Origin of the sequence: Streptomyces javensis (assembly GCF_039525925.1) — a bacterium.
Lineage (GTDB): Bacteria > Actinomycetota > Actinomycetes > Streptomycetales > Streptomycetaceae > Streptomyces > Streptomyces asiaticus.
On record NZ_BAAAIF010000058.1, the window covers coordinates 15,974 to 41,595 of the forward strand.

Below are 25,622 nucleotides of genomic sequence, written 5' to 3' on the forward strand. Positions count from 1 at the left end.
CATGGGCCGCTATGCGCTGCGGCGACTGCTGCAAATGATCCCGGTCTTCATCGGCTCCACGTTCCTGATCTTCTTCATGGTCTACGCGCTCGGCGACCCGGTGGCCGCGCTCTTCGGCGACAAGGCCCCCGACCCCGCCACCGCCGCCCGGATCCGTGAGGACCTCTATCTGGATGAGCCGCTGTGGCGGCAGTACGCGCACTACATGGGGCAGATCTTCAGCGGCCACTTCGGTACGGCCTTCAACGGGCAGCCGGTGACCGAGCTGATGGCGAGCGCGTTCCCGGTCACCCTCCGGCTCACCCTCGTCGCGGTCGCCTTCGAGATGGCGCTGGGCATCACCCTGGGGGTCCTCAGCGGGCTGCGCCGGGGCCGGGGTCTCGACACCTCGGTGCTGCTGCTCACCCTGGTCGTGGTCTCGGTCCCGACCTTCGTCAGCGGCACGGTGCTCCAGTATCTGTTCGGCGTGAGCTGGGGCTGGGCCAGACCGTCGGTCTCGCCGGAGGCCCCGCTGAACGAGCTGCTGCTGCCCGGGGTGGTGCTGGGGCTGGTGTCGCTCGCGTACACCACCCGTCTCACCCGTACCTCCATCGTGGAGAACGCCCGCGCCGACTACGTACGCACCGCCGTCGCCAAGGGGCTGCCGCGCCACCGGATCGTCACCCGCCATCTGCTGCGCAACTCGCTGATCCCGGTGGTGACGTTCATCGGCACGGACATCGGCGCACTCATGGGCGGGGCGATCGTCACCGAGCGGATCTTCAACATCCATGGCGTGGGCTACCAGCTCTACCAGGGCATCCTGCGCCAGAACTCGCCGACCGTCGTCGGCTTCGTGACCATCCTGGTGATCGTCTTCCTGCTCGCCAATCTGCTCGTCGACCTCCTCTACGCCGTGCTCGACCCGAGGATCCGGTATGCCTGAGCCCTTTGACACGCGCTACGACATGACCGAGGCGATCGCACCGGCCGGCAGCGGCGGCGGTCCGATGGACCTCCCCGTGTCCGGCCCCCAGCCCCTGAAGGGCGGGCCGACCCCGTCGCGGCGCGGCCCCTGGCGACGTCTCCCGCTCCCCTGGCGCGGGGAGCCCGGCCGCCGCTCCGGCGGACCGGCCGCGCCCACCGGGCGGGGGCTGTGGACCGACGCCTGGCACGATCTGCGCCGCAATCCGATCTTCGTCGTCTCCGCGCTGATCATCCTCTTTCTCGTCGTGATCGCGATCTGGCCGCAGCTGATCGCGAGCGGAAACCCGTACCACGGCGACCTGGCCAAGGCACAGGACGGCCCGGCCCCCGGCCACCCGTTCGGCTACGACCTCCAGGGCCGCGATGTCTACACCCGCACGGTCTACGGCGCCCGCGCCTCCATCACGGTCGGCATCTGCGCCACCCTCGGCGCGGCGCTGCTGGGCAGCGTGCTGGGCGGGCTCGCCGGGTACTTCGGCGGCTGGTGGGACGCGCTGCTCTCGCGGATCGCCGATGTCTTCTTCGGCATCCCGATCCTGCTGGGCGGGCTGGTCTTCCTGTCGGTGGTCACCAGCGGCTCGGTCTGGCCGGTGGTGGGCTTCATCGTGCTGCTGGGCTGGCCGCAGATCTCCCGGATCGCGCGCGGCTCGGTGGTGACCGTCAAGGAGCACGACTACGTCCAGGCGGCGCGGGTGCTCGGCGCGAGCAGCGGCCGGACGCTGCTGCGCCATATCGCGCCCAACGCCGTGGCCCCCGTGATCGTCGTCGCGACCATCGCGCTGGGCACCTACATCTCGCTTGAGGCCACGCTGTCGTTCCTCGGCGTGGGGCTCAAACCGCCCACCGTCTCCTGGGGGATCGACATCTCCTCGGCCGCGACCCAGATCCGCAACGCCCCGCACATGCTGCTGTGGCCGGCCGGGGCGCTGTCCATCACGGTGCTCGCGTTCATCATGCTCGGCGACGCGGTGCGCGACGCCCTCGACCCCAAGCTGCGCTAGCCATGGCCGCCCGCCTGCTGGACGTACGGGACCTGCGCGTGGAATTCCGCACCCGGGACGGGGTCGCCGAGGCCGTCGGCGGTGTCTCGTACGCCGTCGACGCCGGTCGGACGCTGGCCGTGCTGGGCGAGTCGGGCTCCGGCAAGTCGGTGACCGCCCAGGCGATCATGGGCATCCTCGACTCCCCGCCCGGCCGGATCACCGGCGGCCAGGTGCTGTTCCAGGGGCGGGACCTGCTGACGATGGGCGCGGAGGAGCGCCGTCGGATCCGGGGCGCCGCGATGGCGATGATCTTCCAGGACGCGCTCTCCGCCCTCAATCCGGTGCTTCCCGTGGGCGCCCAGCTCGCCGAGATGTACGAGGTGCACCGGGGGATGTCCCGCAGGGACGCCCGGCGGCGAGCCGTTGAGCTGATGGACCGGGTGCGCATTCCGGCGGCGGTGCAGCGGGCCGGGGACTATCCGCACCAGTTCTCCGGCGGGATGCGCCAGCGCATCATGATCGCCATGGCGATGGCGCTGGAGCCGGACCTGATCATCGCCGACGAGCCGACGACCGCGCTGGACGTGACCGTCCAAACCCAGGTCATGGAGCTGCTCGCGGAGTTGCGCCGGGAGTACGCGATGGGGCTGGTCCTCATCACCCATGACCTGGGCGTGGTCGCGGACGTGGCCGACGCCATCGCGGTGATGTACGCGGGCCGGATCGTGGAGACCGCGCCGGTACGCGACCTCTACCGCCGCCCCGCCCACCCGTACACCCGCGGACTGCTGGACTCCGTGCCGCGCGTGGACCACGGGGGCGGGCAAGCCCGCCGGGGTCACGGGGATCGTGGGGGTCACGGGAGTCACGGGGGCCACGGAGGTCACCGTGGCGGGAAGCTCTACGCGATCAAGGGCGCGCCGCCCAGTCCGCTCGCCCTGCCGCCCGGCTGCCCCTTCCACCCCCGCTGCCCGCGTGCCCAGGAGGTCTGCCGCGTCGAACGGCCGCCGCTGTACGAGGTGTCGGCGGCGGGCTCGGTCCCGGCGGCCGGCACGTCCCCGGCGGCCTTCGCGGCCTCCGCGTCCGGCGGGCGGACCAGCGCCTGCCACTTCTGGAAGGACGAACTCGATGCCCTCGACGCCGTCAATGCCTGAGACCGGGGCCGCCGAGCCGGTCCTCGAGGTCCGCGAGCTCGCCAAGCACTATCCGCTGACGCGGGGGGCGCTGGTGAAGCGGCGGACCGGCGCGGTCCGGGCGGTCGACACGGTCTCCTTCGTCCTGCGGCGCGGGGAGACCCTCGGCATCGTCGGCGAGTCCGGCTGCGGCAAGTCCACCGTCGCCAAACTGCTGGTCAGCCTGGAACGGCCGACCGCCGGGACGATCCACTACCGGGGCGAGGACATCGCCCGCCTCTCGGGCCGCGCCCTCCGTGCCGTACGCCGCAACATCCAGATGGTCTTCCAGGACCCCTACACCTCGCTCAACCCCCGGATGACGGTGGGCGACATCATCGGGGAGCCCTTCGAGATCCACCCCGAGGCGGCCCCGAAGGGCGACCGGCGCCGGGCGGTCCAGGACCTCCTGGACGTGGTGGGGCTGAACCCGGAACACATCAACCGCTACCCCCACCAGTTCTCCGGCGGCCAGCGCCAGCGCATCGGCATCGCGCGGGGCCTGGCGCTACGACCGGAGATTATCGTCGCGGACGAACCGGTCTCGGCGCTGGACGTCTCCGTCCAGGCCCAGGTGGTCAACCTGATGGAGGCCCTCCAGGACGAGTTCAACCTCTCCTACATCTTCATCGCCCACGACCTGTCGGTGGTCCGCCATATCTCCGACCGGGTCGCCGTGATGTACCTGGGCCGCTTCGCCGAAACGGGCACCGGCCGGGAGATCTACGACCACCCGACGCACCCCTACACCCAGGCGCTGCTGTCGGCCGTCCCGGTCCCGGACCCGGAACCGCGCGGGGCCCGGACCCGCATCCTCCTGACGGGCGACGTCCCCTCCCCCGCCAACCCGCCCTCGGGCTGCCGCTTCCGCACCCGCTGCTGGAAGGCCCAGGACCGCTGCGCGGTGGAGGTGCCGGCGCTGACGGTCCCGCCGGGCCTGGCGGGCCCTGCCGCCCACGCCTCGGCGTGCCACTTCGCGGAGGAGCGCGCGGAGGTCAGGGCATGATGTCGAAGATGCTCCCGCCGGACCCGTACCCCGGACTGCCGCCGTACCCCGGCCCGCCGCCCTGCCCCGGGCGCAGCCGGTGCACCGGATGGGCACGCAGCTGAACGTGCGGGGCGAACGCCCGCACCGCGGCGGCGAGCCGGGTGTGGTCCACCTTCCAGAAGACGATGACCCGGTTGTTCCTGACGACCTGGTACTCGATATGCGGCGCGGCACTCACGGCGGCCTGCGGGCTGATCGTCGAGTCCGGGCCGGGAACGTCCGGCACGCCCTGCCGCAACTTCAGACCTATCCGCCGTATCGGCCTCTTCATGGGCTTTTTCGTGGCCCATACGACGACGGCTTCGATGTCCCGCCACGGCACGAGGGCCGTGAACCGGCGGTAGCGCGTCACGGGGCCGCCCAGGGTGACGCCCGACTCATCGGCCCGGAAGGCCACCAGCCGCTTCCAGCCGACGCCCGAGAAGAGCTGCCAGGGCATGCGGGTGTAGTACGCCTGATAGACCGGTGGGTGAGGGGCAGTCATGCCACGACCCTACGAGGTACGGCGCGGCGCCGTCTCGCGCCTTCGGCGCAATTGAGCATGGGTCGGGGGGTGGGGGCGAAGCGCCGTCGCCGGGCGCCGGGCTGCCGGGAGTGCGCGCCGTGGCGGCGCCCGTGCTCGGGAGCCAGGGCCGTTGCCGGACCGCCGGGGGTGGGGTACCCCTCTGGAAAACGTTTGACAAATTAGTTGCGCGAGATCAAGCACTTTCGAGAGGGGTACCGGGAGGGGTGGGCATCACCCTTCGATGCGGTCGAACTCCCCCGACTTCGCGGCCCGCAGGAACGCTTGGAGCGCGGCGGGGGTCGTGGATATGACGACCTCCGGGTCGTCGCTCTCGCGGAGGTGGGAGGTGCCGACGGAGTCAGCCGCGAGTTCGACGCAGTTGGCTGCGTCGCCGGTGCTGAAGCTGGACTTGCACCACTGAAGGGGAGACATTCGGGCCTTCTCCTAGAGCAGGGGATACAGGATGTGCTGGAGGAGTCCGAGCGAATCTTTCCCGGTCCGGGCCTCCGGCGCGGCTTCGGCGTCGATAGATGGCAGGGCCAGCTCGCTCAGCCGTTGGAAGGACTGCCGGTAGTCGGTGACCGCATCCAGGTCGTCGAGGAACTCCGATCCGCCGAACTGGTCTACGAGCACTGTACTCAACTCCGCCACGCTCGGTTCGATCACCATGAAGGGGTGGCTGAAGGCCGCGCTTCCCTCGTTGTCGATGGGCACGATCTGGATGGTGACGTTGGGCAGCCGCGACAGCTGAATGAGCCGCAGCAGCTGATCGCGCATCACGGCGCGGCCTCCATAAAGGACGCGCAACGCCGCCTCGTGGACGATGGCGTGAAAGCGGGGAGGCCGCTCGCCCGACAGAACCAGCTGGCGCCGCAGCCTGAACTCGATCGCCCGGTCCTGCACTTCGCGTACGGCTTCCGAGAAGCCGCTGCCGTGGACCGCCGTGGCGTATTCCCGTGTCTGGAGGAGCCCGGGAATGAACAGCAGCTCGTAATTGCACAGGGCCTGAGCCCCGGACTCCTGCTCGGCGAGGTCCACATGAGACGCCCCGAGCACCTTGCGGTAGTCACTCCACCAACCGCGTCCGGACTCCTGCCCCATCGCCTGCAAGGCGGCCAAGAAGGTTGCAGTTGTACCCTCCACTGCGTGCGCGAGCATGCCGAGCCGTTCGGGCGACAGACTCGTGCGCCCCGCCTCGACGTTGCTCAGATGCGGACTGTGCATCTCCATCAGGCGCGCCGCTTCCCCGACCGTCAGCCCGGCTCGCTCGCGCAGCTTGCGCACTTCCGCGCCGAACCGGCGCTGCCGGTAGGTGGGATTCGCTCTCAGCCCCATGTGAACTCCCCTCTCCGGGAGGCGAGTGTTGCGTACCGTGCCTGGACGCGTCCACTCCGCTATCACACCTCAGGCCACAGGTTGTAGTTGTAATCCCCTAGCCGCTACCTTACGTATGGCGCCAGTCACAATAGGCACTCAACCGGAGGCTGCCCCATGCGCACGCCCGAAGAGCCCTGGTCCTACGGCCTGTTCATCCCCCACGACCCACGCGCCGTGGGCGTCGCACGGGCCACTATCCGCCACGTCCTCAGGGCGGCCCGGCTCGACTGCATCATCGACAGGGCCGAACTGCTCGTGTCGGAGCTGGTCACCAACGCGTACCGGAACACCACCACCGACGCGTACGTCAGCATGGACTGGGAGCCGACGCCACCCGACTTCCGGGTCACCGTGTGGGACTCCGGCTGCGGGCTGCCGCATCCCGTGGCGGCGAACGCCGAGGACGAGAGCGGTCGCGGGCTCACGCTCGTGGAGTCGTGTTCCGACACCTGGGGCGTGCACGACTACACCGACAAGGACTCGGGCGTCACCGGCAAGGCCGTATGGTTCACGCTGAACCCGCCGCCACCCACGATGGGGCAAACTGGATGGACATCGGCCCCCAGCGATCGCCTTACGTGAACGACCTACGGCACATCGGAGGAGACAGCGCCGTGAGCACACAGCCCATAGAGGACTCCCACGACGAGCCGCTGTTCCCCATGCCGCCGCTGACCGAACAGGCGCTGCGAGTCGCCGTACGCTCCCTGGACCTCAGCGCGGCTGTCCGGTTCGAGGAGGAGTTCCACAGCGCCTGGCAGGAGGCGGTGCAGACCGACAGCACCGTCCCCATGCACACCTTCCTCCACCGCTGGGGCGTGTTCGTGGCTCTGCGGCGCTATCCCGGGCGGGCCCGACGGCTCCACGAGTTGGAGGCGGCCGTCGCCGAGGCGCCCAACATCGAGGACGCCCGGCGGGCCTCAGCCGAGATCGGACTGCTGTTGGACGCCGCGCGTCGCGAGGTCGCAGCGTGAGCGATTGGACCTGGGAATACCTACCCGATGCCGAGAACGTGGTCGGGGGCCTGAATCCGCAGATCAAGCACGACGTGGAGCGGCTCGCCCAGCGGCTGGCCGACGCCGCCGCCGTCAAGTACCTCGGCGACCCGCCGATCCATGAGTCCGGGGTGTCCCGATTACTCGACCATGCAGAGGGTCGACTGATCGTCTGGTATCAGGAGCATCGTCGCTTCACCACCGTCTTCATCGTCCGGGTACAGCATTGGCCCGAGTCAGACGGATCCTGAACGACGAGGAGGGCCGCCCGGCCGTGGTGGTCACGGTCCGGCCGGCCCTCGTCGTTCGAACTGCGGCCCGCGCGGTGGCGCTAGGCGTGGACCACGTCCTTCTCCTCCGCGAAGTGACACGCCGACTCATGCGCCGCGGGCGAGTCCGTGCCGGCGAAGCGCTCGGGGATGGCCAGGAGGGGGACCTCCTTGGCGCACTTGTCCTCGGCCTTCCAGCATCGGGTGCGGAAGCGGCAGCCGGAGGGCGGGTTGGCCGGGGAGGGGACGTCGCCGGTGAGGATGATGCGTTCGCGGCCCTCGCGCGACTCCGGGTCCGGGACCGGGACGGCCGACAGCAGCGCCTGGGTGTAGGGGTGCGTCGGGTGGTCGTAGATCTCGGTGTCGGAGCCGATCTCGGCCATCTTGCCCAGGTACATCACGCCGACCCGGTCGGAGATGTGCCGGACGATGGACAGGTCGTGGGCGATGAAGATGTAGGACAGGTTGAACTCGTTCTGGAGTCCCTCCATCAGGTTGATGACCTGTGCCTGGACGGACACGTCGAGCGCGGAGACCGGCTCGTCGCAGATGATGATCTCCGGGTTGAGGGCGAGGCCGCGCGCGATGCCGATGCGCTGGCGCTGGCCGCCGGAGAACTGGTGCGGATAGCGGTTGATGTACTCGGGGTTGAGGCCCACGACGTCCAGGAGCTCCTGGACCTTGCGGCGCCGGTCGCCCTTCGGGGCCACCTCGGGGTGGATCTCGAAGGGCTCCCCGATGATGTCGCCCACCGTCATCCGGGGGTTGAGCGAGGTGTAGGGGTCCTGGAACACCATCTGGATGTTGCGGCGTACGGCGCGCAGCGCACGGCCCGACAGCCGGGTGATGTCCTGGCCCTTGTAGAAGACCTCGCCCGCGGTGGCGGTCTCCAGGGTCATCAGCAGCTTGGCGACGGTGGACTTGCCGCAGCCGGACTCGCCGACGATGCCGAGGGTCTCGCCCTGGTAGAGGTCGAAGGAGATGCCGTCGACCGCCTTGACCGCGCCGATCTGCCGCTTGAAGAGGATGCCCTGGGTCAGCGGGAAGTGCTTGACCAGATTGCGCACCTGGAGGATCGGCTCGCCCCGGTCGACCTTGGCCTCGAGCGCGGCGACCGCCTCGTCCTCGGTGGCCGCGTCGACCGTCTCCACCTCCGTGACGTTGGGGGTGGCGTCCGCGGCCGGTTCCATAGCCTTCTCGTTCTTCTCGGCGTCAGCCATGGAGGGTCTCCTTCCAGAAGTGGCAGGCGCTGCCGCGGCCCGGCAGCTCCGTGCCGTCCTGCTCGGTGACCGGCACCAGGGCGGGGACGTCCCGGCGGCAGATGTCCTCCGCCTTGGGGCAGCGCGGGTTGAAGGCACAGCCCGTGGGGATCTTGAGCAGGTTGGGCGGCAGCCCCTTGATCGCGTAGAGCTCCTGCCCCTTGCGGTCCAGGCGCGGGATGGAGTCCAGCAGACCGCGGGTGTAGGGATGGGCCGGGCGCTTGTAGAGCTCGTGCACGGGGGCGGTCTCGACGATCCGGCCCGCGTACATCACGGCGATCTTGTCGGCGACGTCCGCGACCACGCCCAGGTCGTGGGTGATCAGGATCAGACCCATGTGGTACTCGCGCTGGAGCTCCGCGAGCAGGTCCATCACCTGGGCCTGGACGGTCACGTCGAGCGCCGTGGTCGGCTCGTCGGCGATGATCAGGTCCGGCTCCAGCGCCATCGCCATGGCAATCATGATGCGCTGGCGCATACCGCCGGAGAACTGGTGCGGATAGTCGCTCACCCGCTCCTTGGCCGCCGGGATGCGGACCCGGTCCATCAACTCGATGGCCTTGGCCTTGGCCTCCTTCTTGGACAGGCCCTGGTGGACCCGGAACATTTCGCCGAGCTGATAGCCCACGGAGAGCACCGGGTTCAGCGCCGAGAGCGCGTCCTGGAAGATCATGGCGATCTTGCGGCCACGGATCTTCCGGCGCTCCTCGCCCGCCATGGTGAGCATGTCCTCGCCCCGGAACAGGATCTGCCCCTGCGGGATCTTCCCGGGCGGCATGTCGAGGATGCCCATGATCGCCTGGGCGGTCACCGACTTGCCGGAGCCGGACTCGCCGAGGACGGCGAGCGTCTCACCGGCGCGGACGCTGTAATTGACGCCGTTGACGGCCTTGGCGACACCGTCCCGGGTGTGGAACTCCACATGCAGGTCGCGGACTTCAAGCAGCGGGGTGCCGTCGTCTCCGGCGCCCTCGCGGACGGCGTCGTCCGCGGTCTTCTCGATGGTGGTCACGTACGCCCTCCTCAGCGCAGCTTGGGGTCGAGGGCGTCGCGCACCGCGTCGCCGAGCGTGATGAATGCGAAGACCGTGAGGCTCAGCATTCCGGCCGGGAACAGCATCACATGCGGGTTGTCCCGGATGGCGTCCTTGGCGTCGGAGATGTCGATGCCCCACGAGATGGTGGGGTCGGCGAGGCCGAGGCCGAGGAAGGACAGCGTGGCCTCGGCGGAGATGTAGGCGCCGAGCGCGATGGTCGCGACCACGATGGTGGGGGCCAGCGCGTTCGGCAGGACGTGCCGGAAGAGGATCCGGCCGGTTCCGGCGCCGAGCGCCCGCGCCGCGGTGACGTAGTCCGCCTGCTTGGCGGTGATCACCGAACTGCGCATCACCCGGGCGATGGTGGTCCAGCCGAGGAACGCGAGGGCCGCGATGACCACGTACACCTTGCGCTCGGTGAACGCGTTCAGGACGACCATCGAGCCGAGCAGGAACGGCAGGCCGAAGAAGATGTCGACGATCCGGGAGATGATCGAGTCGATCCAGCCGCCGAAGTACCCGGCCGCCATGCCCAGCAGACCGCCGACGAGGGTCACCACCGCGGTCACGCCGACGCCGACCATGATCGAGGCGCGGGTGCCGTAGATGACCCGGGCGTAGATCGAGCGGCCCTGGCCGTCATAGCCGAACCAGTCGGCCTGGAAGAAGTGGGTCAGCTCGGGCTTGGTCAGGAAGTGGTTGGTCAGATCGCCGTTGCGCGGGTCGGCGCCGGTGAACATCCCGGGGAACGCCGCGATGGCCAGCAGCAGCACCAGCAGCACCGCCGAGACCCAGAACAGCGGCCGGTGGCGCAGCTCGTACCAGGCGTCGCCCCACAGCGAGCGGGGCTTGCCCTGGGAGACGCCGCCGGGGGCCAGGACGGCGTCCGCGGCGGCCTGCAAGGGCCCGTCCTCGGCCGCCGTGTCGACCGCCGTGCCGCCGGACTGGGATTTGGTCATGTCAGGCATACCGGATCCTCGGGTCCAGGACCGCGTACAGCAGGTCGACGAGCAGGTTGATCAGCAGAATGACGAGGACGAAGACGGTCACGACCCCGACGATGGTGGAGCCCTCACGCTGCCCGAGCGCCTTGAAGAGCAGGTTGCCGACACCCTGGACGTTGAAGATGCCCTCGGTGACCACCGCGCCGCCGACCAGTGCGCCGACGTCGGTGCCGAGGAAGGTGACCACCGGGATCAGCGAGTTGCGCAGCAGGTGGACGCCGACGATCCGGCGTCGCGGCAGCCCCTTGGCGAGCGCGGTGCGCATGTAGTCGGCGCGCAGGTTCTCCGCGAAGGTGGTTCGGGTCAGCCGGGCCACATACGCCATGGAGAGCATCGCGAGGACGAACCCCGGCAGCAGGAGCTGCTGGAGGTCCATCGAGTCCTGGACGTTCGGTGGCAGCCAGCCGAGCTCGTCGGCGAAGATGAACCGGGCGAGGTAGCCGAGCACGAAGACCGGCATCGAGATGACGATCAGCGTGAAGATCAGCACGCCGGTGTCGGCGGCGCGGCCCGCCTTGAGACCTGCCCAGGCGCCGAGCCCGATGCCGACGATGATTTCGATGGTGAGGGCCACCGCCGCGAGGCGGAGGGTCACCGGGAAGGCCATCCCCATTTCCTCGGAGACCGGACGGCCGCCGAAGGTCTTGCCGAAGTCTCCCTGGAAGAGGTCGGCCATGTAGTCGATGTACTGCTTCCACAGGGGCTGGTCCAGCCCGAACTCATGGCGCAGGGACGCGACCTGCGCGGGGTCCGCGGCCTTCTCCCCCCACATCGCTCTGATGGGGTCGCCGGGAAGGACGTGGACCATGAGGAAAATCAACAGTGTGGTCCCGATGAAGACCGGGATCATCTGGAGCAGTCGCCTGGCGACGTAGCGCCCCATTATGCCTCCATGCCGTTGGGGGGCGGCGGAGGCCACGTCTCGTCTGCGCCACGCGGGTGGGGGGATGAGCTGCGGGCCTCACGCCTGCGGGCCGGTGCCACCGCTACCCGGTTGGGAGAAGCGGCGGCACCGGCCGGCGGTCCCTGTGATTACTTCTTCTTCACCTGGACGTCGGTGAAGATGGGGTCGCCGTCCTGGCCGTAGGGGATCTTCCCGAGGACCTTGTTGGACTGGCCGCTGTTGACCTTGTAGAACCACAGCGGGATCGCCGGCATGTCCTTCGCGAGGACCTGCTCCGCCTGCTGGTAGAGCTTCACGGTCTCGTCGAGGGTCGCGGCCTTGTCGGCCTTGTTGGCGAGCTCGTCGAACTCCTTGTTGGCGTAACCGCTGGTGTTACCGGCCGCCTTGGAGCCGTAGAGGTCCCTCATGAAGTTCGAGTTGACCGGGTAGTCGAGCACCCAGCCACCCCGGTACATGGACTTGACCTGGTGCTTGTCACGCGCGTTCAGGTCGGCCTGGAAGTCGGGCTTGGAGTCGCCGACGCAGTCGACACCGGTGGCCTTGCGGATGCTGTTGCAGACCGCGTCCACCCAGGGCTTGTGGTCCTGGTCGGCGTTGTACTGGATCGAGATCTTGTTGCCCGGGACCCCGCCGCCCTCCTTGATGAGGGCCTTGGCCTTGGCCGGGTCGTAGGTGACCTGCTCCTTGAGCGCGCCGGCCTTGTAGCCGATCACGCCGCGGGCGACATAGCTGTCGGCCGGGGTGCGGGAGCCGTGGAGCACGGTCTTGGTGATCGTGTCACGGTCGATCGCCATGGACAGACCCTGGATGACCTTGGGGTCGATGTTCTTGAACTGCTTGGTGTAGAAGGCCGGGACGACCGACTGGACCGCCGAGTACTCCTCGTCGATCGCGCGCTTGCCCAGGTCGGACTTGTAGTTGGTCAGCGCGGTGGTCGGAACCTGCTCGATCCAGTCGAGGTTGTTGGAGCGCAGGTCCGAGTAGGCGGCGTCGGCGGTGGTGTAGTTCTTGAAGTCGATGCCGCCGTTCTTGGCCTTGTTCGGTCCCTTGTAGCCGTCGAACTTACGGACCTTGATCATCTTCTTGTGGTCCCAGGAGACGAACTTGTAGGGACCGTTGCCGACCGGCTTCTCGCCGTAGCCCTTGGGGTCCTTGAAGAAGCCGCTGGGCAGCGGGGCCCAGACGTCGTAGCCCAGCTTGTAGGCGAAGTACGAGACCGAGCTGTTGAGCTCGATCTTGAACTCGTTGTCGTTGACGACCTTCAGCCCGGACATCTTGTCGGCCTTGGGCTTGCCCTTCTCCGGGTGGACGTCCTCGTAGCCCTTGATGTCCTGGAACCAGCTGGAGTTGGTCTGGTTGTTCGCGACGTTGGCGGACCAGTTCCAGGAGTCCACGTAGGACTTGGCGGTCACGGCCTCGCCGTTGTGGAACTTCCAGCCCGGCTTGAGCTTGACGGTCCAGACGGAGGAGTCCTTGTTGGGGGTGACGGACTCGGCGTTGACGTACACCAGCTTGCCGGTGCCGGGCTCGTAGTCCACCAGGCCCGCGAAGATCGTGCGGAGCACCCGGCTACCCTGGCTCTCCTTGGCGTTCGCCGGTTGCAGCGGGTTCTGCGGCTCGCTCAGCTGGGCGGTGAGTATCCCGTTCGGGTCCGCCGAGCCCTTGTTCATGTCATTGCTGCCGCTGTCGCTGTCGTTACCACCGCAGGCGGTCGCGGCCAGCGCCACGACCGCTGCCAACGCGACCCACTTGGCGCTCTTGGCACCGCGCATGGGTTTGCCTCCTCAGGAGTCCACTGTCACTACGAGAGGGGGCGCCCGGAGACACGCTGACACCCCTGACAGCGAAAGGGACCGGAACCCCCCAGATGCGCTCGTAGGTCCGCGCTCCCCACAGCGTGTGACCCATTGACCCGAGCTCAATGGACCCCATGATTGAGCACGCCCGGCCCTTAAACCACACCTTATGGGTCTCGCTTTGGTCACAGCATCTACGCGCGGAGCTTCGAAATCCGGACAAAACTGCCCCAGACAGACACACGCGAAACGGACTGTTAACACATCATGCGGAGCTCGGACGCCGATATTCGGACACAGAGATCCGGATAACCGCTTGACTGGCACATTGCTGACATGGGAACAGCCCGGACCCACGCCGTGGAGGCGAGGGGTCCGGGCCGTGAGCGGCTCACCGAGGCACGGTGGGGCGCCTACGCTCCGTGATCGGCGCCGTAGTGCGCACGGCGCCAGGGCGTGAGCCCCGGCGCCCCCGCGCCCGGGCGCGCGCGTCAGCGCTTGGCGCGGGCGGGTGTGCTTGGCGCGGGCGGGTGTGCGTCAGCGCTTGGCGCGGGCGGCGGTGCGGGCGCGCTCCTTCTGGTCCAGCACCACCTTGCGGATCCGCACCGTCTCCGGCGTCACCTCGACGCACTCGTCGTCACGGCAGAACTCCAGGGACTGCTCGAGCGAGAGCAGCCGCGGCGGGACCAGGGACTCGGTCACATCCGCGGTGGAGGACCGCATGTTGGTGAGCTTCTTCTCCTTGGTGATGTTGACGTCCATGTCGTCGGAGCGGGAGTTCTCGCCGACGATCATGCCCTCGTACACCTCGGTGCCCGGCGAGACGAACAGCACCCCGCGCTCCTGGAGGTTGGTCATCGCGAAGGCGGTCACCGCGCCCGAGCGGTCGGCCACCAGCGAGCCGTTGTTACGGGTCTTCAGCTCGCCGAACCACGGCTCGTGGCCCTCGTGGATGGAGTGGGCGATACCGGTGCCGCGGGTCGCGGTCAGGAACTCGGTGCGGAAGCCGATCAGACCGCGGGAGGGGACGATGAACTCCATGCGGACCCAGCCGGAGCCGTGGTTGGACATGTTGTCCATCCGGCCCTTGCGGGTGCCCATGAGCTGGGTGACCGCGCCCATGTGCTCCTCCGGCACATCGATGGTGATGCGCTCGATCGGCTCGTGGACCTTGCCGTCGACCTCCCGGGTGACCACCTGCGGCTTGCCGACGGTGAGCTCGAAGCCCTCCCGGCGCATGGTCTCCACCAGGATCGCCAGCGCCAGCTCGCCGCGGCCCTGCACCTCCCAGGCGTCCGGGCGGTCGGTGGGCAGCACGCGCAGCGAGACGTTACCGATCAGCTCGCGCTCGAGCCGGTCCTTGACCAGCCGCGCGGTGACCTTGCGGTCCTTCACGGCGGACTTGTCTGCGCCCTTGCCGCCGGGGCCGCGGCCGACCAGCGGGGAGGTGTTGGTGCCGATGGTCATCGAGATCGCGGGCTCGTCCACGGTGATGAGCGGCAGCGCGATCGGGTTCTCCGGGTCGGCCAGGGTCTCGCCGATCATGATGTCCGGGATGCCCGCGACCGCGCAGATGTCACCGGGGCCCGCCACCTCGGCGGGCTTGCGGGTGAGCGCCTCGGTCATCAGCAGCTCGGTGATCCGGACGTTGGAGATGGTGCCGTCGCGCTTGATCCACGCGACCGTCTGCCCCTTCTTCAGCTCGCCCTGCTCGACCCGGAGCAGCGCGATACGGCCGAGGAAGTTGTCCGCGTCCAGGTTGGTGACATGGGCCTGGAGCGGCGCGGCCGCGTCGTACTCCGGCGCCGGGACGGTCTCCAGCAGGGCGGAGAAGAACGGCTGGAGGTTGTCGCTGTCGGCCGGGACGGTGCCGTCCTCCGGCTTGGTCAGCGAGGCCACACCGTCACGGGCGCACGCGTAGACGATCGGGAACTCGATCTGCTCCTCGGTCGCGTCCAGGTCCAGGAAGAGGTCGTACGCCTCGTTGACGACCTCGTCGATCCGGGAGTCCGGGCGGTCCGTCTTGTTGATGCACAGGATCACCGGCAGCTTGGCCTGGAGCGCCTTGCGCAGCACGAAGCGGGTCTGCGGCAGTGGCCCCTCGGAGGCGTCCACCAGCAGGACCACCGCGTCGACCATGGACAGGCCGCGCTCGACCTCACCGCCGAAGTCGGCGTGGCCGGGGGTGTCGATGATGTTGATGGTGACGGGGTCGCCGCCGTCCGCCGGGTGGTACTTCACGGCGGTGTTCTTCGCGAGAATGGTGATGCCCTTCTCGCGCTCCAGGTCGTTGGAGTCCATGACCCGGTCGTCCACCTGCTGGTGGGCGGCGAACGCGCCCGCCTGCTTGAGCATGGCGTCGACGAGGGTCGTCTTGCCGTGGTCGACGTGGGCGACGATGGCGACGTTACGAATGTCGTGGCGCGTGGGCATGAAAGCGCGCTTCTCCCGGTTGTTGGGTGGCGGCGCGCTCCTTAAGCGGCGCGCCTTCCGCCGGGCTGATCACGCCTCGGCCTCACCCCCATGGTACGGGGACCGCACGCGGACGAATGCCGCAGCCCATCCCGCGCCCCATCTCGCAGCCATGGGGAGGGTGCCCGGCGGGTCTTTCCCTCCCTTCCCACTACCAGGGCGGGGCCCTGGTAGTGGGAAGGGGCGGGGAGGGGACAGCCTGCCGCAGGCGTTGCGGCTCGGCGGGCACCCCTTAGCGGCGGAAGCCGATGTCCTGGTAGCGAGGGGTGGCGAAGCCGAAGGCGCCCGCGTTGACCAGACCCTTGCGCATCGCGACCAACTGCGGCCGCTGATAGAGCGGAATCGATCCGGCAGCCGCCCAGATCCGCGCGTCCGCCCGGCTGACCAGCGAGCGCGAGGCGCCGCCGTCCAGTTCGGAGAGCGCCTGGTCGAAGAGCTGGTCGATCTGGTCGGTGCCCACCCGGGTGTAGTTCTGCTCGACGACCAGGGAGCCGTCGGCCGCGGGCTGCGGCTTGGCGTAGATGGGGCGGGCGTCGGTGGCCGGGTACGCGGAGGCGGGCCAGGAGTAGAGGGCCAGATCGTAGTCGCCGGTGGCGATGTGGTCCCGGAAGTAGCTCTCGCCGGAGACCTTGGTGATCTCGGTCCGTACGCCGATCTTCTCCAGCATCCGCGCGATGCGCTCGCCGACCGTGCCCAGCTTGGCGCCGGTCCGGTCGTCGGGGAGGACGAAGCGCAGCACCAGCGGCCGTCCCTTCTTCCGTACGACCGCCGTCTCCCGGAGCCGTCCGGACCGCCCGGCGTCACCGGCCGCGGGCGGGGCGCCGGAGGCGCTCTCCGTGGCGGTCGGCGCGCCCTGCCGGCTGCCCCGGTCGTCCGTCTTGCCGTCCAGCGCCTTCTGACGGCCGGTGCCGCCCGCCCGCCAGCCCGCGTCGGCGAGCAGCGACTGCGCGGCGTTGGTGTCCGGGTCGCCGAGGGCGCCGCTGTGGTCCTTGTAGCCCGGCTGGCCCGCCATCAGCAGATGGTTGCCGAGCGGCTCGGACGGCAGCCCCATCGGCTTGAGCACCAGCTTCGCCAGGGCCTTCCGGTCGATCGCGCGGGCCACCGCGCGGCGCACCCGCTCATCGGCGAGCGGACCCTTGGTGCCGTTGAGGGCGAGTTGGGTGTAGCCCGGGTCCAGGGCCTTGCGCAGGGTGAACCTGCTCAGCGCCCGGGTCCGCGACCGGTTCTTGTCGGTGTCGTCGGTGGCCGCTCCGTGGGCTCCCGCCTCTCCCCGCGCCGCCCCGCTGGACCCCGCCTCCCGCCCGCCCGTGGACGCCTCCGGCGCACCCGCCTTGCCCGGGGCGGACGAGGAGCCGCGCCTGGCGCCCGCGGCCTGCTTGTCCGGGGCGGTGGCCTGGATGCGCCGGGCGGTGGTCCGGTCCACCTCGGCCAGGTCCAGCCGCCCGCCGATCAGCGCCTCGGCCCGCTTCTCCGCCGGTACCGCCTGGAAGACCATCCGGCTCAGCCGCGCCCGGTCGCCCCACCAGCGGGGATTGCGGACGAGGGTGACCTCGGAGTCCGTGACCCGGTGGACCATGAAGGGCCCGGCGCCGACCGCGAGCCCCTTGCTCGCCGCCGCCGTGAAGACCGCCGGGTTGCCCATCACGCTCTTCGGGTACAGCGGCGTGAACAGCGAGCGCCAGTCGGTGTACGGCTTGGCGAAGGTGACCTTGACCTCGTGTTCCTTGTCCCCCGGTTCGACCTTGGCGATCCGGTCGTATCCGGCGTTGCGCGCCGTCCCGTACTTCTCGTCGGTGCCGCGCAGCGCCTTCCACTGGGCCTGGAAGTCCTCCGCGCCGATCGGGCGCCCGTCGCTCCACACCGCCTTGGGGTTGAGCTTGAAGACCACGACCTGCTTCGGATCGGTCGAGGTGACGTCGGCGGAGGCCAGATAGTCGCCGTTGCGCTGGGGGCGGCCGCGGGCGTCGAGGGTGTAGAGGGAGGGCAGCACGGCGCCCGCGATCCGCTGGGTGCCCGTGTCCGCGGTCTTCTGGAAAGCGTTGAGCGTGGTGGGCGCCGCATCCAGGGCCCAGCGCAGGGTGCCGGTGCCGGCGGTCCCGGAGCGGGGCGCGGAGGCGATGTCCCAGGCGGCGCGCGGCGGCGGGCCGTCGTCTTCGGAACTGCACCCGGTCAGTACGGGCAGCGGCAGCATCACTCCCGCGGCGAGCAGCATGGCGCGGCGGCTCCTGGTGATGGGCATGGCTCGTACCTCCGCAGGGTGACGGATATATGCGCATTTGGCATAGTGTGACGCTGATCGCATATACTCCTCACTCAAAGCGACGGTTCATGGGACAGCACGCCGAGAGGGCCATGGAGACGGCCATGAGGGGAAAGGATCACCCGCTCGGATCAACGCGGCGGGCGCGCACTCCGGCGCGCGGCGGCGGAATCCCGCCGGTGACGGCGCCAATCCCGACAGATCCCTTCACAACCAGGACCGTGGCGCGTAACACTCGCTGTCGCATGAGCGTCGCCAACCGCAACCGCGGAAGTGAGGGCAAGTCATGTCCTTGAACGACGACTTGACGGCCGTCCAGCGCTGTCTCGATGACCTGGTCCGTTCCGTCTCCCGGCTCGAGCAGCGGGTGGGCGCCGGCGGGCTGGAGATACGCCGGGTCCGCACCGACGCGGACCACCTGCGCGAGAGCCTCGCCCTGCTGCGCGAGACGGCTCCCGTGGAGCGATCACGCCCCGAAATGGTTCCGGTCCCCGACGCCCCGTACGACAGCGCGCTGTGGTCGGACGTCGACGACGAGGGCCTCGGCGCACGAGATCGCCACGCGCCCTAGGGACGGGCCGGAGCGCCTCCCGTCACGGGGCGCATCCCCACCGTCCCCCCATACCACTCCACCGCGGAGTTCCCCTTGGCCACAGGCACCGACCCCCAAGCCACCCCGCCCGCGCCCGCAGGCTCCGGAACGGCCCCGCACGGCGTGCACAGCGCCTCGCGCGCCGCCATCCCCGGCCGCCATCTGCGCAGCGACCGCTGGTGGCTCTCCCCCGCCATCACCGCCGCCGGACTGTTCGCGTTCATCGTCTACTCGACCTGGCGGGCCTTCGCGGGGGACGACTACTACGCCGAGCCGTATGTCTCCCCCTTCTACTCACCCTGCGTCGCCCAGAACTGCGTACCCATGAAGGGCGGCGCCAACTGGGAGATCTTCGGCGCGTGGTGGGGCCTGTCCCCGGCGCTGCTGATCCTGATCTTCCCGCTGGGGTTCCGGCTCACCTGCTACTACTACCGCAAGGCGTATTACCGGGGCTTCTGGGCCTCGCCGCCCGCCTGCGCGGTCGCCGAGCCGCGCGCCAAGTACACCGGCGAGACCCGCTTCCCGCTGATCCTTCAGAACATCCACCGCTACTTCTTCTACTTCGCGGTGATCGTCGCGGGGATCCTCACCTATGACACGGTGCTCGGCTTCCGGGACGAGCACGGCCGCTGGGGCCATATGGGCCTGGGCACCCTGGTGCTGCTCGCCAACATCGCGCTGATCTGGGCGTACACCCTCTCCTGCCACTCCTGCCGCCATATCGTCGGCGGCCGGCTGAAGCACTTCTCCCGGCATCCGGTGCGCTATCGGCTCTGGGGCTGGGTGAGCGGGCTCAACGCACGCCATATGCAGCTGGCCTGGGCCTCTCTCATCAGCGTCGCCGTCGCGGACTTCTACGTCTATCTGGTGGCGAGCGGCGCCTTCGACGATCCCCGCTTTTTCTAGGAGAGGTGCTCATCCGATGACGCAAGTCGAGCGGCAGGCGTGGGACGTGGTCGTGATCGGCGCGGGCGGCGCCGGGCTGCGTGCCGCGATCGAGGCCCGCGAGCAGGGCATGCGCTGCGCCGTCATCTGCAAGTCGCTGTTCGGCAAGGCCCATACGGTGATGGCCGAGGGCGGCATCGCCGCCAGCATGGGCAACGTCAACGAGCGCGACAACTGGCAGGTGCACTTCCGCGACACCATGCGCGGGGGCAAGTTCCTCAACCACTGGCGGATGGCCGAGCTGCACGCCCAGGAGGCCCCGGACCGGGTCTGGGAGCTGGAGACCTGGGGCGCGCTCTTCGACCGCACCCCGGAGGGCAAGATCTCCCAGCGGAACTTCGGCGGCCATGAGTACCCCCGCCTCGCCCATGTCGGGGACCGCACCGGCCTGGAGCTGATCCGCACCCTCCAGCAGAAGATCGTCTCCCTCCAGCAGGAGGACAAGGCCGCCACCGGCGACTACGAGTCCCGGCTGAAGATCTTCCAGGAGTGCACGGTCACCCGGATCGTCAAGGACGGCGACCGGGTCGCCGGGGTCTTCGGCTACGAGCGCGAATCGGGCCGTTTCTTCGCCCTGGAGGCCCCGGCCGTGGTGCTGGCCACCGGCGGTATCGGCAAGTCCTTCAAGGTGACCTCCAACTCCTGGGAGTACACCGGCGACGGCCACTCGCTGGCGCTGCTCGCGGGCGCCCCGCTGATCAACATGGAGTTCGTGCAGTTCCACCCGACCGGTATGGTCTGGCCGCCCTCGGTGAAGGGGATCCTGGTCACCGAGTCGGTGCGCGGCGACGGCGGGGTGCTGCGCAACAGCGAGGGCAAGCGGTTCATGTTCGACTACATCCCGGACGTCTTCAAGGAGAAGTACGCCCAGTCCGAGGACGAGGCCGACCGCTGGTACGAGGACCCGGACCACAACCGCCGCCCGCCCGAGCTGCTCCCCCGCGACGAGGTGGCCCGCGCCATCAACGCCGAGGTGAAGGCGGGCCGGGGCTCCCCGCACGGCGGGGTCTTCCTCGACGTCTCCACCCGGATGCCCGCCGAGGTCATCAAGCGGCGGCTGCCCTCCATGCACCACCAGTTCAAGGAGCTCGCGGACGTCGACATCACCGCCGAGCCCATGGAGGTGGGCCCCACCTGCCACTACGTGATGGGCGGTGTGGACGTCGACCCGGACACCGCGGCCGCCACCGGCGTGCCCGGTCTCTTCGCCGCGGGCGAGGTCGCGGGCGGGATGCACGGCTCCAACCGGCTCGGCGGCAACTCCCTCTCCGACCTGCTGGTCTTCGGGCGCCGCGCCGGGCTGTACGCGGCCCGCTATGCCCAGGAGATCGCGGACTCGGGCACCCGTCCGGTGCCGGACGAGGCGCAGCTGGACCTGGCGGCGGCCGAGGCGCTGCGCCCGTTCAGCGCGGAGGCCGGTGAGCCGGACGAGACCGCGGGCCCGGCCGGGCCGCCGGAGAACCCGTACACCCTCCACCAGGAGCTCCAGCAGTCGATGAACGACCTGGTGGGGATCATCCGCAAGGCCGAGGAGATGGAGGAGGCGCTGCACCGGCTGGCCAGTCTGCGGGTCCGGGCGCGCCGCGCCGGGGTCGAGGGCCACCGGCAGTTCAACCCCGGCTGGCACCTGGCGATCGATCTGCGGAACATGCTGCTGGTCAGCGAGTGCGTGGCGCGCGCCGCGCTGGAGCGGACCGAGAGCCGCGGCGGGCACACCCGCGACGACTGCCCGGAGATGGACCGCGAATGGCGGCGGCTCAATCTGGTCTGCCGGCTCTCCGACCCCTCGGGCGGTCTCGCGGCCCCCGACACCGGGCACGGCCAGATCCGGCTCGAGCGGCGTGAGATGCCGCCCATCCGGCCCGACCTGCTGAACCTGTTCGAGAAGGACGAGCTGGTGAAGTACCTGACGGACGAGGAGCTGACCCAGTGAGTGCGTACGAGGCCCACTTCCGGGTGTGGCGGGGCGACCAGGACGGCGGCGGTCTGAAGGACTTCCACGTCGAGGTCAACGACGGCGAGGTCGTGCTCGACATCGTCCACCGGCTCCAGGCCACCCAGGCCCCCGACCTGGCGGTCCGCTGGAACTGCAAGGCGGGCAAATGCGGTTCGTGCAGCGCCGAGGTCAACGGCCGGCCCCGGCTGCTGTGCATGACCCGGATGTCGGTGTTCGAACGGAACGAGACGATCACCATCACCCCGCTGCGGGCCTTCCCGGTGGTGCGGGACCTGGTGACGGATGTGTCGTTCAACTACACCAAGGCCCGTGAGGTGCCGTCCTTCGTGCCCCCGGAGGGGCTGGGTCCGGGCGAGTACCGGATGTGGCAGGAGGACGTTGGGCGTTCGCAAGAGTTCCGCAAGTGCATCGAGTGCTTCCTGTGCCAGGACACCTGCCATGTGGTGCGGGACTTCGAGGAGAACAAGGAGGCGTTCGCCGGGCCGCGGTTCCTGATGCGGGTCGCGGAGCTGGACATGCATCCGCTGGACGCGGCGGCCGAGACCGGTCTTGACCGCAAGAGCACCGCGCAGGAGGAGCACGGGCTGGGCTACTGCAACATCACCAAGTGCTGCACGGAGGTCTGCCCCGAGCAGATCAAGATCACCGACAATGCGCTGATCCCGCTCAAGGAGCGGGCGGCGGACCGTAAGTACGATCCGCTGGTCTGGCTCGGCAACAAGATCCGCCGCCGGGGGGAGTGACGCCTGCGGCGGGCTGTTCCCCTCCCCGCCCCTTCCCACAACTGGGGCTCCGCCCCAGACCCCGAAGCCCAGCGGCAAAGCCCCGGCCACGCGGCGGAGCCGCACATCGATACTGCGGTAAGGGGCGAAGCCCCGGCCCGGGGTCTGGGGCGAAGCCCCGGGGTCTGGGGCGAAGCCCCGGGGTCTGGGGCGAAGCCCCGGGGTCTGGGGCGAAGCCCCGGGGTCTGGGGCGAAGCCCCGGCGGGGTCTGGGGCGAAGCCCCGGCGGGGTCTGGGGCGAAGCCCCGGCGGGGTCTGGGGCGAAGCCCCGGGGTCTGGGGCGAAGCCCCGGTTCGGGAAGGGGCGGGGTGGGGAAAGAGCCGCCGGGAGCAGTAGCGCTCCCCCCGCTGCGTGTCGCGGGCCCGCCACCACCGCGGGCCCACTGCCGTAACGACCCGCTGCCGCAACCGGCCGTCACCACAGGCTGAGCAGCGCCTCCACCGAGTCCGGACCCGAGGGCTGGCCGTCCGGAAGGGCCAGCTCGAACCAGACGGTCTTGCCGAGCGGGGTCCTGCGGCTGCCCCAGCCCGCGCTGAGCAGCCCGACCAGCTGGAGCCCGCGCCCGCCCTCGTCGGTGTCCCGGGCGCGCCGCCGTCGGGGCTGCACCAGACCCCCGTCCCAGACCTCGCACACCAGCGTGCGGTCCAGCAGCAGCCGCAGCCTGATCTCGCCCTCGCCGTACCGCAGGGCGTTGGTCACCAACTCGCTGACCAGCAGCTCGGTGGTGTCCACCAGATCGTCCATGCCCCAGGACTCCAGCTGCTCCCGGGCCAGTTCGCGGGCCCGGCCCACGGACTGCGGGGCGCTGGGGAGGTGCCAGTCGCCGACCGACTCGGCCGACAGGCCCTGCACCCGGGCCATCAGCAGGGCGATGTCGTCCTCGCCGTGGTGGGTGTCGAGAGTGCTCAGAACGTGGTCGCAGACGTCCTCGAGGGATCCGGCCGCGGCGTTCCCGCCCTCGGCGCCGTCCGGGGTGTTGAGGGCCGCACGCAGGGCGTGGAGCCCCTCGTCGAGGGTGTGGTCGCGGGACTCGACCAGACCGTCGGTGTAGAGGGCCAGCAACGCGCCGTCGGGGAGCTCGACCTCGATCTCCTCGAACGGCTCACCGCCCACGCCGAGCGGCAATCCGGGCGGGACCTCCATCAGCAGGGCGTCCTCACCCGGCTCCACGAGGACGGGGGGCGGATGCCCGGCGTTGGCGAACGTACAGCGCCGGGTGACCGGGTCGTAGACGGCGTAGACGCAGGTGGCGAGGTAGACCTCGGTCAGATCGGAGGAGTCCTCGGCGGCCTTGCCGTCGCGTACGAGGGCGCGCGAGCCGGGCCGCCCGCCGGCGTGCGAGCCGCCCGGTGTGCCGAGGCCCCTGGCGATCTCGTCCAGCGCGGAGAGCACCTCGGCCGGCTCCAGGTCGAGCAGGGCGAGGGTGCGTACGGCGGTGCGCAGCTCGCCCATGGCCACGGCGGCGCGCAGCCCCCGCCCCATGACATCGCCGACCACCAGCGCGGTGCGGTGCCCGGGCAGCTCGATCACGTCGAACCAGTCGCCGCCCACCTCGGTCGCGGCGTTCCCCGGCAGATAGCGGCAGGCGATATCGAGCCCGGCGGCCTCCGGGTCGCCGGGCGGGAGCAGGCTGCGCTGGAGTATCAGCGCGCGTTCATGCTCTCTGCGGTACAGCCGGGCGTTGTCGATGCTCACGGCGGCGCGGGCGGCCAGCTCGACCGCGAGCGCGCGGTCCCGTTCGCCGAACGGCTCGCTGCCCTTGGTGCGGGAGAACTGGGCCAGGCCGACGACGGTGTCCCGCGCGACCATCGGCACCACGAGGGTGGACTGGAGCATGGCCCCGAGCTCCAGGGCCTCACTGCCGTCCCGCCCGGGGACGACGCGGACCTGGGCGGTGCGCAGGGCGTGGGCGCACAGCGAGTTGAAGGGGTAGCGGTGCACCTCGCCGACTTGGATGGGCTTGGGGTCCTCCACGGTGTTGACGCGGCAGATGTCGCCGAAGGCGACCGGGCCGTCCGAGACCGCGCTGGCGAAGGCGACGCGGCGCAGCTCGGCGCTGCCGTCGGCGAGCCCGGGCGGGGTCTCGTCGCCGGAGAGCAGCCCCTGGTAGAGGTCGACCGAGGCCAGGTCGCAGAACTGCGGTACGGCCACGTCCAGCAGCTCGCGGGCGGTGGTCTCCAGGTCGAGCGAGGTGCCTATTCGGGCCCCGGCCTCGTTCAGCAGCGCCAGATTGCGCCGTACGCCCGCGGCCTCCTGTTCGGCGCGGCGGCGGCCGGTGACATCCGTGGCGAGCCCGGCGACGCCGATGGGGCGGCCGGAGCCGCTGTGCAGCCGGTAGAGCGAGACCGACCAGCGGCGGCGGTCGGGGCTGCCCGGCGCCTGGCCCATGATGGGCATATCGGTCAGCGACTGCCCGGAGTCCAGGACCTGGCGCAGCGCGGCGGCCAGCCGGTCGGCCTCGCCACGCGGCAGCAGATCGTGCGGGGTCGTACCGCGGTACTCCTCGGTGGGGCGGCCGAAAACCTTGGCGAAGCGCTCATTGACGCGCAGGATCCGCAGATCGGTCCCGAAGAGGAAGAAGCCGAGCGGAGATTGACCGAAAACGGCCTGTGAAGAAGCAAGATCGGTTTCCAGCCCGCGCAACGCGCTGACGTCCACCGCGATACAGAGCGCGGCCCGCTTCCCGTGCTCGTCCTGAGCGGGCATCACATAGACCTCGGCGATGCCATGCCCGCTCGGCGTCCGGGGGTTACGGTAGGGAACCAGCCCGGTCCACTCCCGGCCGTCGAGGATGTCGGCCACCGCGCGCTGGCCCGTCTCCTGGTACTCCGGCGGTACGAACGCCTCCACCGGGTCCTTGCCGATGGCCTGGCTCGCCGTCAGCCCCAGCAATTCCGCGGCCCGTTCGCTCCACTGCGCGATCCGGCCGTCGGGTCCGAGCGCGAAGGAGGCGACCCGGATGTAGTCATAGATCGAGCCGGGAGGACTGCTCTGCCACACCGCCGACATCGAGGACATGGACGACATGTCCGACATCGAGGACCCCTGTGACATCGGCGACACCTGCGAACCCACCATCTCCTCGGGCATATCAGCTCCCGCTGGCTTCTCGCTCATGCGCCCGTCCCCTCCGGCTCAGGTGCTCCGACCGGCTTCAGATAGCCGAGTATCCAGCACTTCGGCCATCCCGAGTACGGTCTTCACGATCACAGCACTATCTCAGCCCGCCATCAGAGTCCGTCCCGGCTTTTGGTGAAGCGCTCATGATCAGCGCTCCCCCTCACTCCTAACCAGACGGAGG

General features: G+C 69.8%; 22 protein-coding genes. 11 read left to right on the forward strand and 11 right to left on the reverse strand.

Annotated features, from left to right (window positions below):
- Position 1 precedes the first annotated feature (1 nt).
- Genes ABD329_RS35540 through ABD329_RS35555 form a run of 4 tightly spaced genes read left to right on the forward strand, consistent with a single transcriptional unit; the run spans position 2 to position 4,127 of the window.
- Entirely contained in the window at positions 2 to 925 is a 924-nt protein-coding gene (locus ABD329_RS35540) for an ABC transporter permease (RefSeq protein WP_198279311.1), read from the forward strand.
- On the forward strand, positions 918 to 1,967 hold the full coding sequence (locus ABD329_RS35545; protein ID WP_198279310.1) for an ABC transporter permease: 1,050 nt from the start codon (positions 918 to 920) through the stop codon (positions 1,965 to 1,967). The genes ABD329_RS35540 and ABD329_RS35545 overlap by 8 nt, the downstream gene beginning before the upstream one ends.
- Positions 1,968 to 1,969: 2 nt before the next feature.
- The gene (locus ABD329_RS35550; RefSeq protein WP_198279309.1) at positions 1,970 to 3,103 is read left to right on the forward strand and encodes an ABC transporter ATP-binding protein; all 1,134 of its coding nucleotides are present in this window, start codon (positions 1,970 to 1,972) and stop codon (positions 3,101 to 3,103) included.
- Positions 3,078 to 4,127, forward strand: coding sequence for an ABC transporter ATP-binding protein (locus ABD329_RS35555; RefSeq protein WP_246618752.1), 1,050 nt, complete (start codon positions 3,078 to 3,080; stop codon positions 4,125 to 4,127). The genes ABD329_RS35550 and ABD329_RS35555 overlap by 26 nt, the downstream gene beginning before the upstream one ends.
- Here ABD329_RS35555 and ABD329_RS35560 read toward each other — a convergent pair.
- The 3 genes from ABD329_RS35560 to ABD329_RS35570 all read right to left on the reverse strand — a co-directional run bounded on the left by ABD329_RS35560 (position 4,117) and on the right by ABD329_RS35570 (position 6,009).
- On the reverse strand, positions 4,117 to 4,653 hold the full coding sequence (locus ABD329_RS35560) for a hypothetical protein (protein WP_198279307.1): 537 nt from the start codon (positions 4,651 to 4,653) through the stop codon (positions 4,117 to 4,119). The two genes, ABD329_RS35555 and ABD329_RS35560, sit on opposite strands and share 11 nt — an antisense overlap.
- Positions 4,654 to 4,905: 252 nt before the next feature.
- A complete protein-coding gene (locus ABD329_RS35565) occupies positions 4,906 to 5,106 on the reverse strand; it encodes a DUF397 domain-containing protein (protein ID WP_198278928.1) in 201 nt (66 codons plus the stop codon).
- Positions 5,107 to 5,118: 12 nt separating this feature from the next.
- Positions 5,119 to 6,009, reverse strand: a complete 891-nt coding sequence (locus ABD329_RS35570) for a helix-turn-helix domain-containing protein (RefSeq protein WP_198278927.1) — start codon at positions 6,007 to 6,009, stop codon at positions 5,119 to 5,121.
- 156 nt (positions 6,010 to 6,165) lie between these two features.
- Between ABD329_RS35570 and ABD329_RS35575 the strand changes: the two genes are divergently transcribed.
- Genes ABD329_RS35575 through ABD329_RS35585 form a run of 3 tightly spaced genes read left to right on the forward strand, consistent with a single transcriptional unit; the run spans position 6,166 to position 7,297 of the window.
- Entirely contained in the window at positions 6,166 to 6,633 is a 468-nt protein-coding gene (locus ABD329_RS35575; protein ID WP_198278926.1) for an ATP-binding protein, read from the forward strand.
- Between the two features lie 32 nt (positions 6,634 to 6,665).
- Positions 6,666 to 7,025, forward strand: coding sequence for a hypothetical protein (locus ABD329_RS35580; RefSeq protein WP_086879982.1), 360 nt, complete (start codon positions 6,666 to 6,668; stop codon positions 7,023 to 7,025).
- Positions 7,022 to 7,297, forward strand: a complete 276-nt coding sequence (locus ABD329_RS35585) for a hypothetical protein (protein WP_086879983.1) — start codon at positions 7,022 to 7,024, stop codon at positions 7,295 to 7,297. The genes ABD329_RS35580 and ABD329_RS35585 overlap by 4 nt, the downstream gene beginning before the upstream one ends.
- An 80-nt stretch (positions 7,298 to 7,377) precedes the next feature.
- Here the strand turns inward: ABD329_RS35585 and ABD329_RS35590 are convergent, their stop codons facing one another.
- From ABD329_RS35590 to ABD329_RS35620, 7 genes are all read right to left on the reverse strand, one after another.
- Entirely contained in the window at positions 7,378 to 8,535 is a 1,158-nt protein-coding gene (locus ABD329_RS35590; RefSeq protein ID WP_198278925.1) for an ABC transporter ATP-binding protein, read from the reverse strand.
- Positions 8,528 to 9,586, reverse strand: a complete 1,059-nt coding sequence (locus ABD329_RS35595) for an ABC transporter ATP-binding protein (RefSeq protein WP_182473365.1) — start codon at positions 9,584 to 9,586, stop codon at positions 8,528 to 8,530. Before ABD329_RS35595 ends, ABD329_RS35590 begins: the two co-directional genes overlap by 8 nt.
- A gap of 11 nt (positions 9,587 to 9,597) precedes the next feature.
- Positions 9,598 to 10,578, reverse strand: coding sequence for an ABC transporter permease (locus ABD329_RS35600; RefSeq protein WP_198278924.1), 981 nt, complete (start codon positions 10,576 to 10,578; stop codon positions 9,598 to 9,600).
- The gene (locus tag ABD329_RS35605) at positions 10,571 to 11,497 is read right to left on the reverse strand and encodes an ABC transporter permease (RefSeq protein ID WP_198278923.1); all 927 of its coding nucleotides are present in this window, start codon (positions 11,495 to 11,497) and stop codon (positions 10,571 to 10,573) included. Before ABD329_RS35605 ends, ABD329_RS35600 begins: the two co-directional genes overlap by 8 nt.
- Before the next feature lie 149 nt (positions 11,498 to 11,646).
- The gene (locus tag ABD329_RS35610) at positions 11,647 to 13,290 is read right to left on the reverse strand and encodes a peptide ABC transporter substrate-binding protein (RefSeq protein ID WP_198278922.1); all 1,644 of its coding nucleotides are present in this window, start codon (positions 13,288 to 13,290) and stop codon (positions 11,647 to 11,649) included.
- Positions 13,291 to 13,851: 561 nt separating this feature from the next.
- Positions 13,852 to 15,747 carry a translational GTPase TypA gene (gene typA / locus ABD329_RS35615; RefSeq protein ID WP_198278921.1) on the reverse strand — a complete coding sequence of 632 codons (1,896 nt, stop codon included), beginning with the start codon at positions 15,745 to 15,747 and terminating at the stop codon, positions 13,852 to 13,854.
- A gap of 271 nt (positions 15,748 to 16,018) precedes the next feature.
- Positions 16,019 to 18,025 (reverse strand): ABC transporter family substrate-binding protein, encoded by a 2,007-nt coding sequence (locus ABD329_RS35620; RefSeq protein ID WP_344317438.1) that lies wholly within the window; start codon positions 18,023 to 18,025, stop codon positions 16,019 to 16,021.
- Positions 18,026 to 18,332: 307 nt separating this feature from the next.
- On the opposite strand from ABD329_RS35620, the gene ABD329_RS35625 reads away from it, so the two are divergent.
- The 4 genes from ABD329_RS35625 to ABD329_RS35640 all read left to right on the forward strand — a co-directional run bounded on the left by ABD329_RS35625 (position 18,333) and on the right by ABD329_RS35640 (position 22,283).
- Positions 18,333 to 18,617 carry a hypothetical protein gene (locus ABD329_RS35625; protein ID WP_020868672.1) on the forward strand — a complete coding sequence of 95 codons (285 nt, stop codon included), beginning with the start codon at positions 18,333 to 18,335 and terminating at the stop codon, positions 18,615 to 18,617.
- 75 nt (positions 18,618 to 18,692) lie between these two features.
- Positions 18,693 to 19,544, forward strand: coding sequence for a hypothetical protein (locus ABD329_RS35630; RefSeq protein ID WP_344317439.1), 852 nt, complete (start codon positions 18,693 to 18,695; stop codon positions 19,542 to 19,544).
- 16 nt (positions 19,545 to 19,560) lie between these two features.
- Positions 19,561 to 21,516 (forward strand): fumarate reductase/succinate dehydrogenase flavoprotein subunit, encoded by a 1,956-nt coding sequence (locus ABD329_RS35635; protein ID WP_344317440.1) that lies wholly within the window; start codon positions 19,561 to 19,563, stop codon positions 21,514 to 21,516.
- Positions 21,513 to 22,283 (forward strand): succinate dehydrogenase/fumarate reductase iron-sulfur subunit, encoded by a 771-nt coding sequence (locus tag ABD329_RS35640; RefSeq protein ID WP_046084009.1) that lies wholly within the window; start codon positions 21,513 to 21,515, stop codon positions 22,281 to 22,283. Before ABD329_RS35635 ends, ABD329_RS35640 begins: the two co-directional genes overlap by 4 nt.
- 452 nt (positions 22,284 to 22,735) lie before the next feature.
- Here ABD329_RS35640 and ABD329_RS35645 read toward each other — a convergent pair whose 3' ends face one another.
- Positions 22,736 to 25,438 (reverse strand): SpoIIE family protein phosphatase, encoded by a 2,703-nt coding sequence (locus ABD329_RS35645; RefSeq protein WP_198280926.1) that lies wholly within the window; start codon positions 25,436 to 25,438, stop codon positions 22,736 to 22,738.
- Between the last annotated feature and the right edge of the window lie 184 nt (positions 25,439 to 25,622).

Bases quoted from the DNA above. Each gene is read 5' to 3' on its own strand.
- ABD329_RS35540 (WP_198279311.1), top strand. From the start codon at position 2: ATGGGCCGCTATGCGCTGCGGCGACTGCTGCAAATGATCCCGGTCTTC.
- ABD329_RS35545 (WP_198279310.1), top strand. From the start codon at position 918: ATGCCTGAGCCCTTTGACACGCGCTACGACATGACCGAGGCGATCGCA.
- ABD329_RS35550 (WP_198279309.1), top strand. From the start codon at position 1,970: ATGGCCGCCCGCCTGCTGGACGTACGGGACCTGCGCGTGGAATTCCGC.
- ABD329_RS35555 (WP_246618752.1), top strand. From the start codon at position 3,078: ATGCCCTCGACGCCGTCAATGCCTGAGACCGGGGCCGCCGAGCCGGTC.
- ABD329_RS35560 (WP_198279307.1), bottom strand. From the start codon at position 4,653: ATGACTGCCCCTCACCCACCGGTCTATCAGGCGTACTACACCCGCATG.
- ABD329_RS35565 (WP_198278928.1), bottom strand. From the start codon at position 5,106: ATGTCTCCCCTTCAGTGGTGCAAGTCCAGCTTCAGCACCGGCGACGCA.
- ABD329_RS35570 (WP_198278927.1), bottom strand. From the start codon at position 6,009: ATGGGGCTGAGAGCGAATCCCACCTACCGGCAGCGCCGGTTCGGCGCG.
- ABD329_RS35575 (WP_198278926.1), top strand. From the start codon at position 6,166: ATGCGCACGCCCGAAGAGCCCTGGTCCTACGGCCTGTTCATCCCCCAC.
- ABD329_RS35590 (WP_198278925.1), bottom strand. From the start codon at position 8,535: ATGGCTGACGCCGAGAAGAACGAGAAGGCTATGGAACCGGCCGCGGAC.
- ABD329_RS35600 (WP_198278924.1), bottom strand. From the start codon at position 10,578: ATGCCTGACATGACCAAATCCCAGTCCGGCGGCACGGCGGTCGACACG.
- ABD329_RS35605 (WP_198278923.1), bottom strand. From the start codon at position 11,497: ATGGGGCGCTACGTCGCCAGGCGACTGCTCCAGATGATCCCGGTCTTC.
- ABD329_RS35610 (WP_198278922.1), bottom strand. From the start codon at position 13,290: ATGCGCGGTGCCAAGAGCGCCAAGTGGGTCGCGTTGGCAGCGGTCGTG.
- typA (WP_198278921.1), bottom strand. From the start codon at position 15,747: ATGCCCACGCGCCACGACATTCGTAACGTCGCCATCGTCGCCCACGTC.
- ABD329_RS35620 (WP_344317438.1), bottom strand. From the start codon at position 18,025: ATGCCCATCACCAGGAGCCGCCGCGCCATGCTGCTCGCCGCGGGAGTG.
- ABD329_RS35625 (WP_020868672.1), top strand. From the start codon at position 18,333: ATGTCCTTGAACGACGACTTGACGGCCGTCCAGCGCTGTCTCGATGAC.
- ABD329_RS35635 (WP_344317440.1), top strand. From the start codon at position 19,561: ATGACGCAAGTCGAGCGGCAGGCGTGGGACGTGGTCGTGATCGGCGCG.
- ABD329_RS35645 (WP_198280926.1), bottom strand. From the start codon at position 25,438: ATGAGCGAGAAGCCAGCGGGAGCTGATATGCCCGAGGAGATGGTGGGT.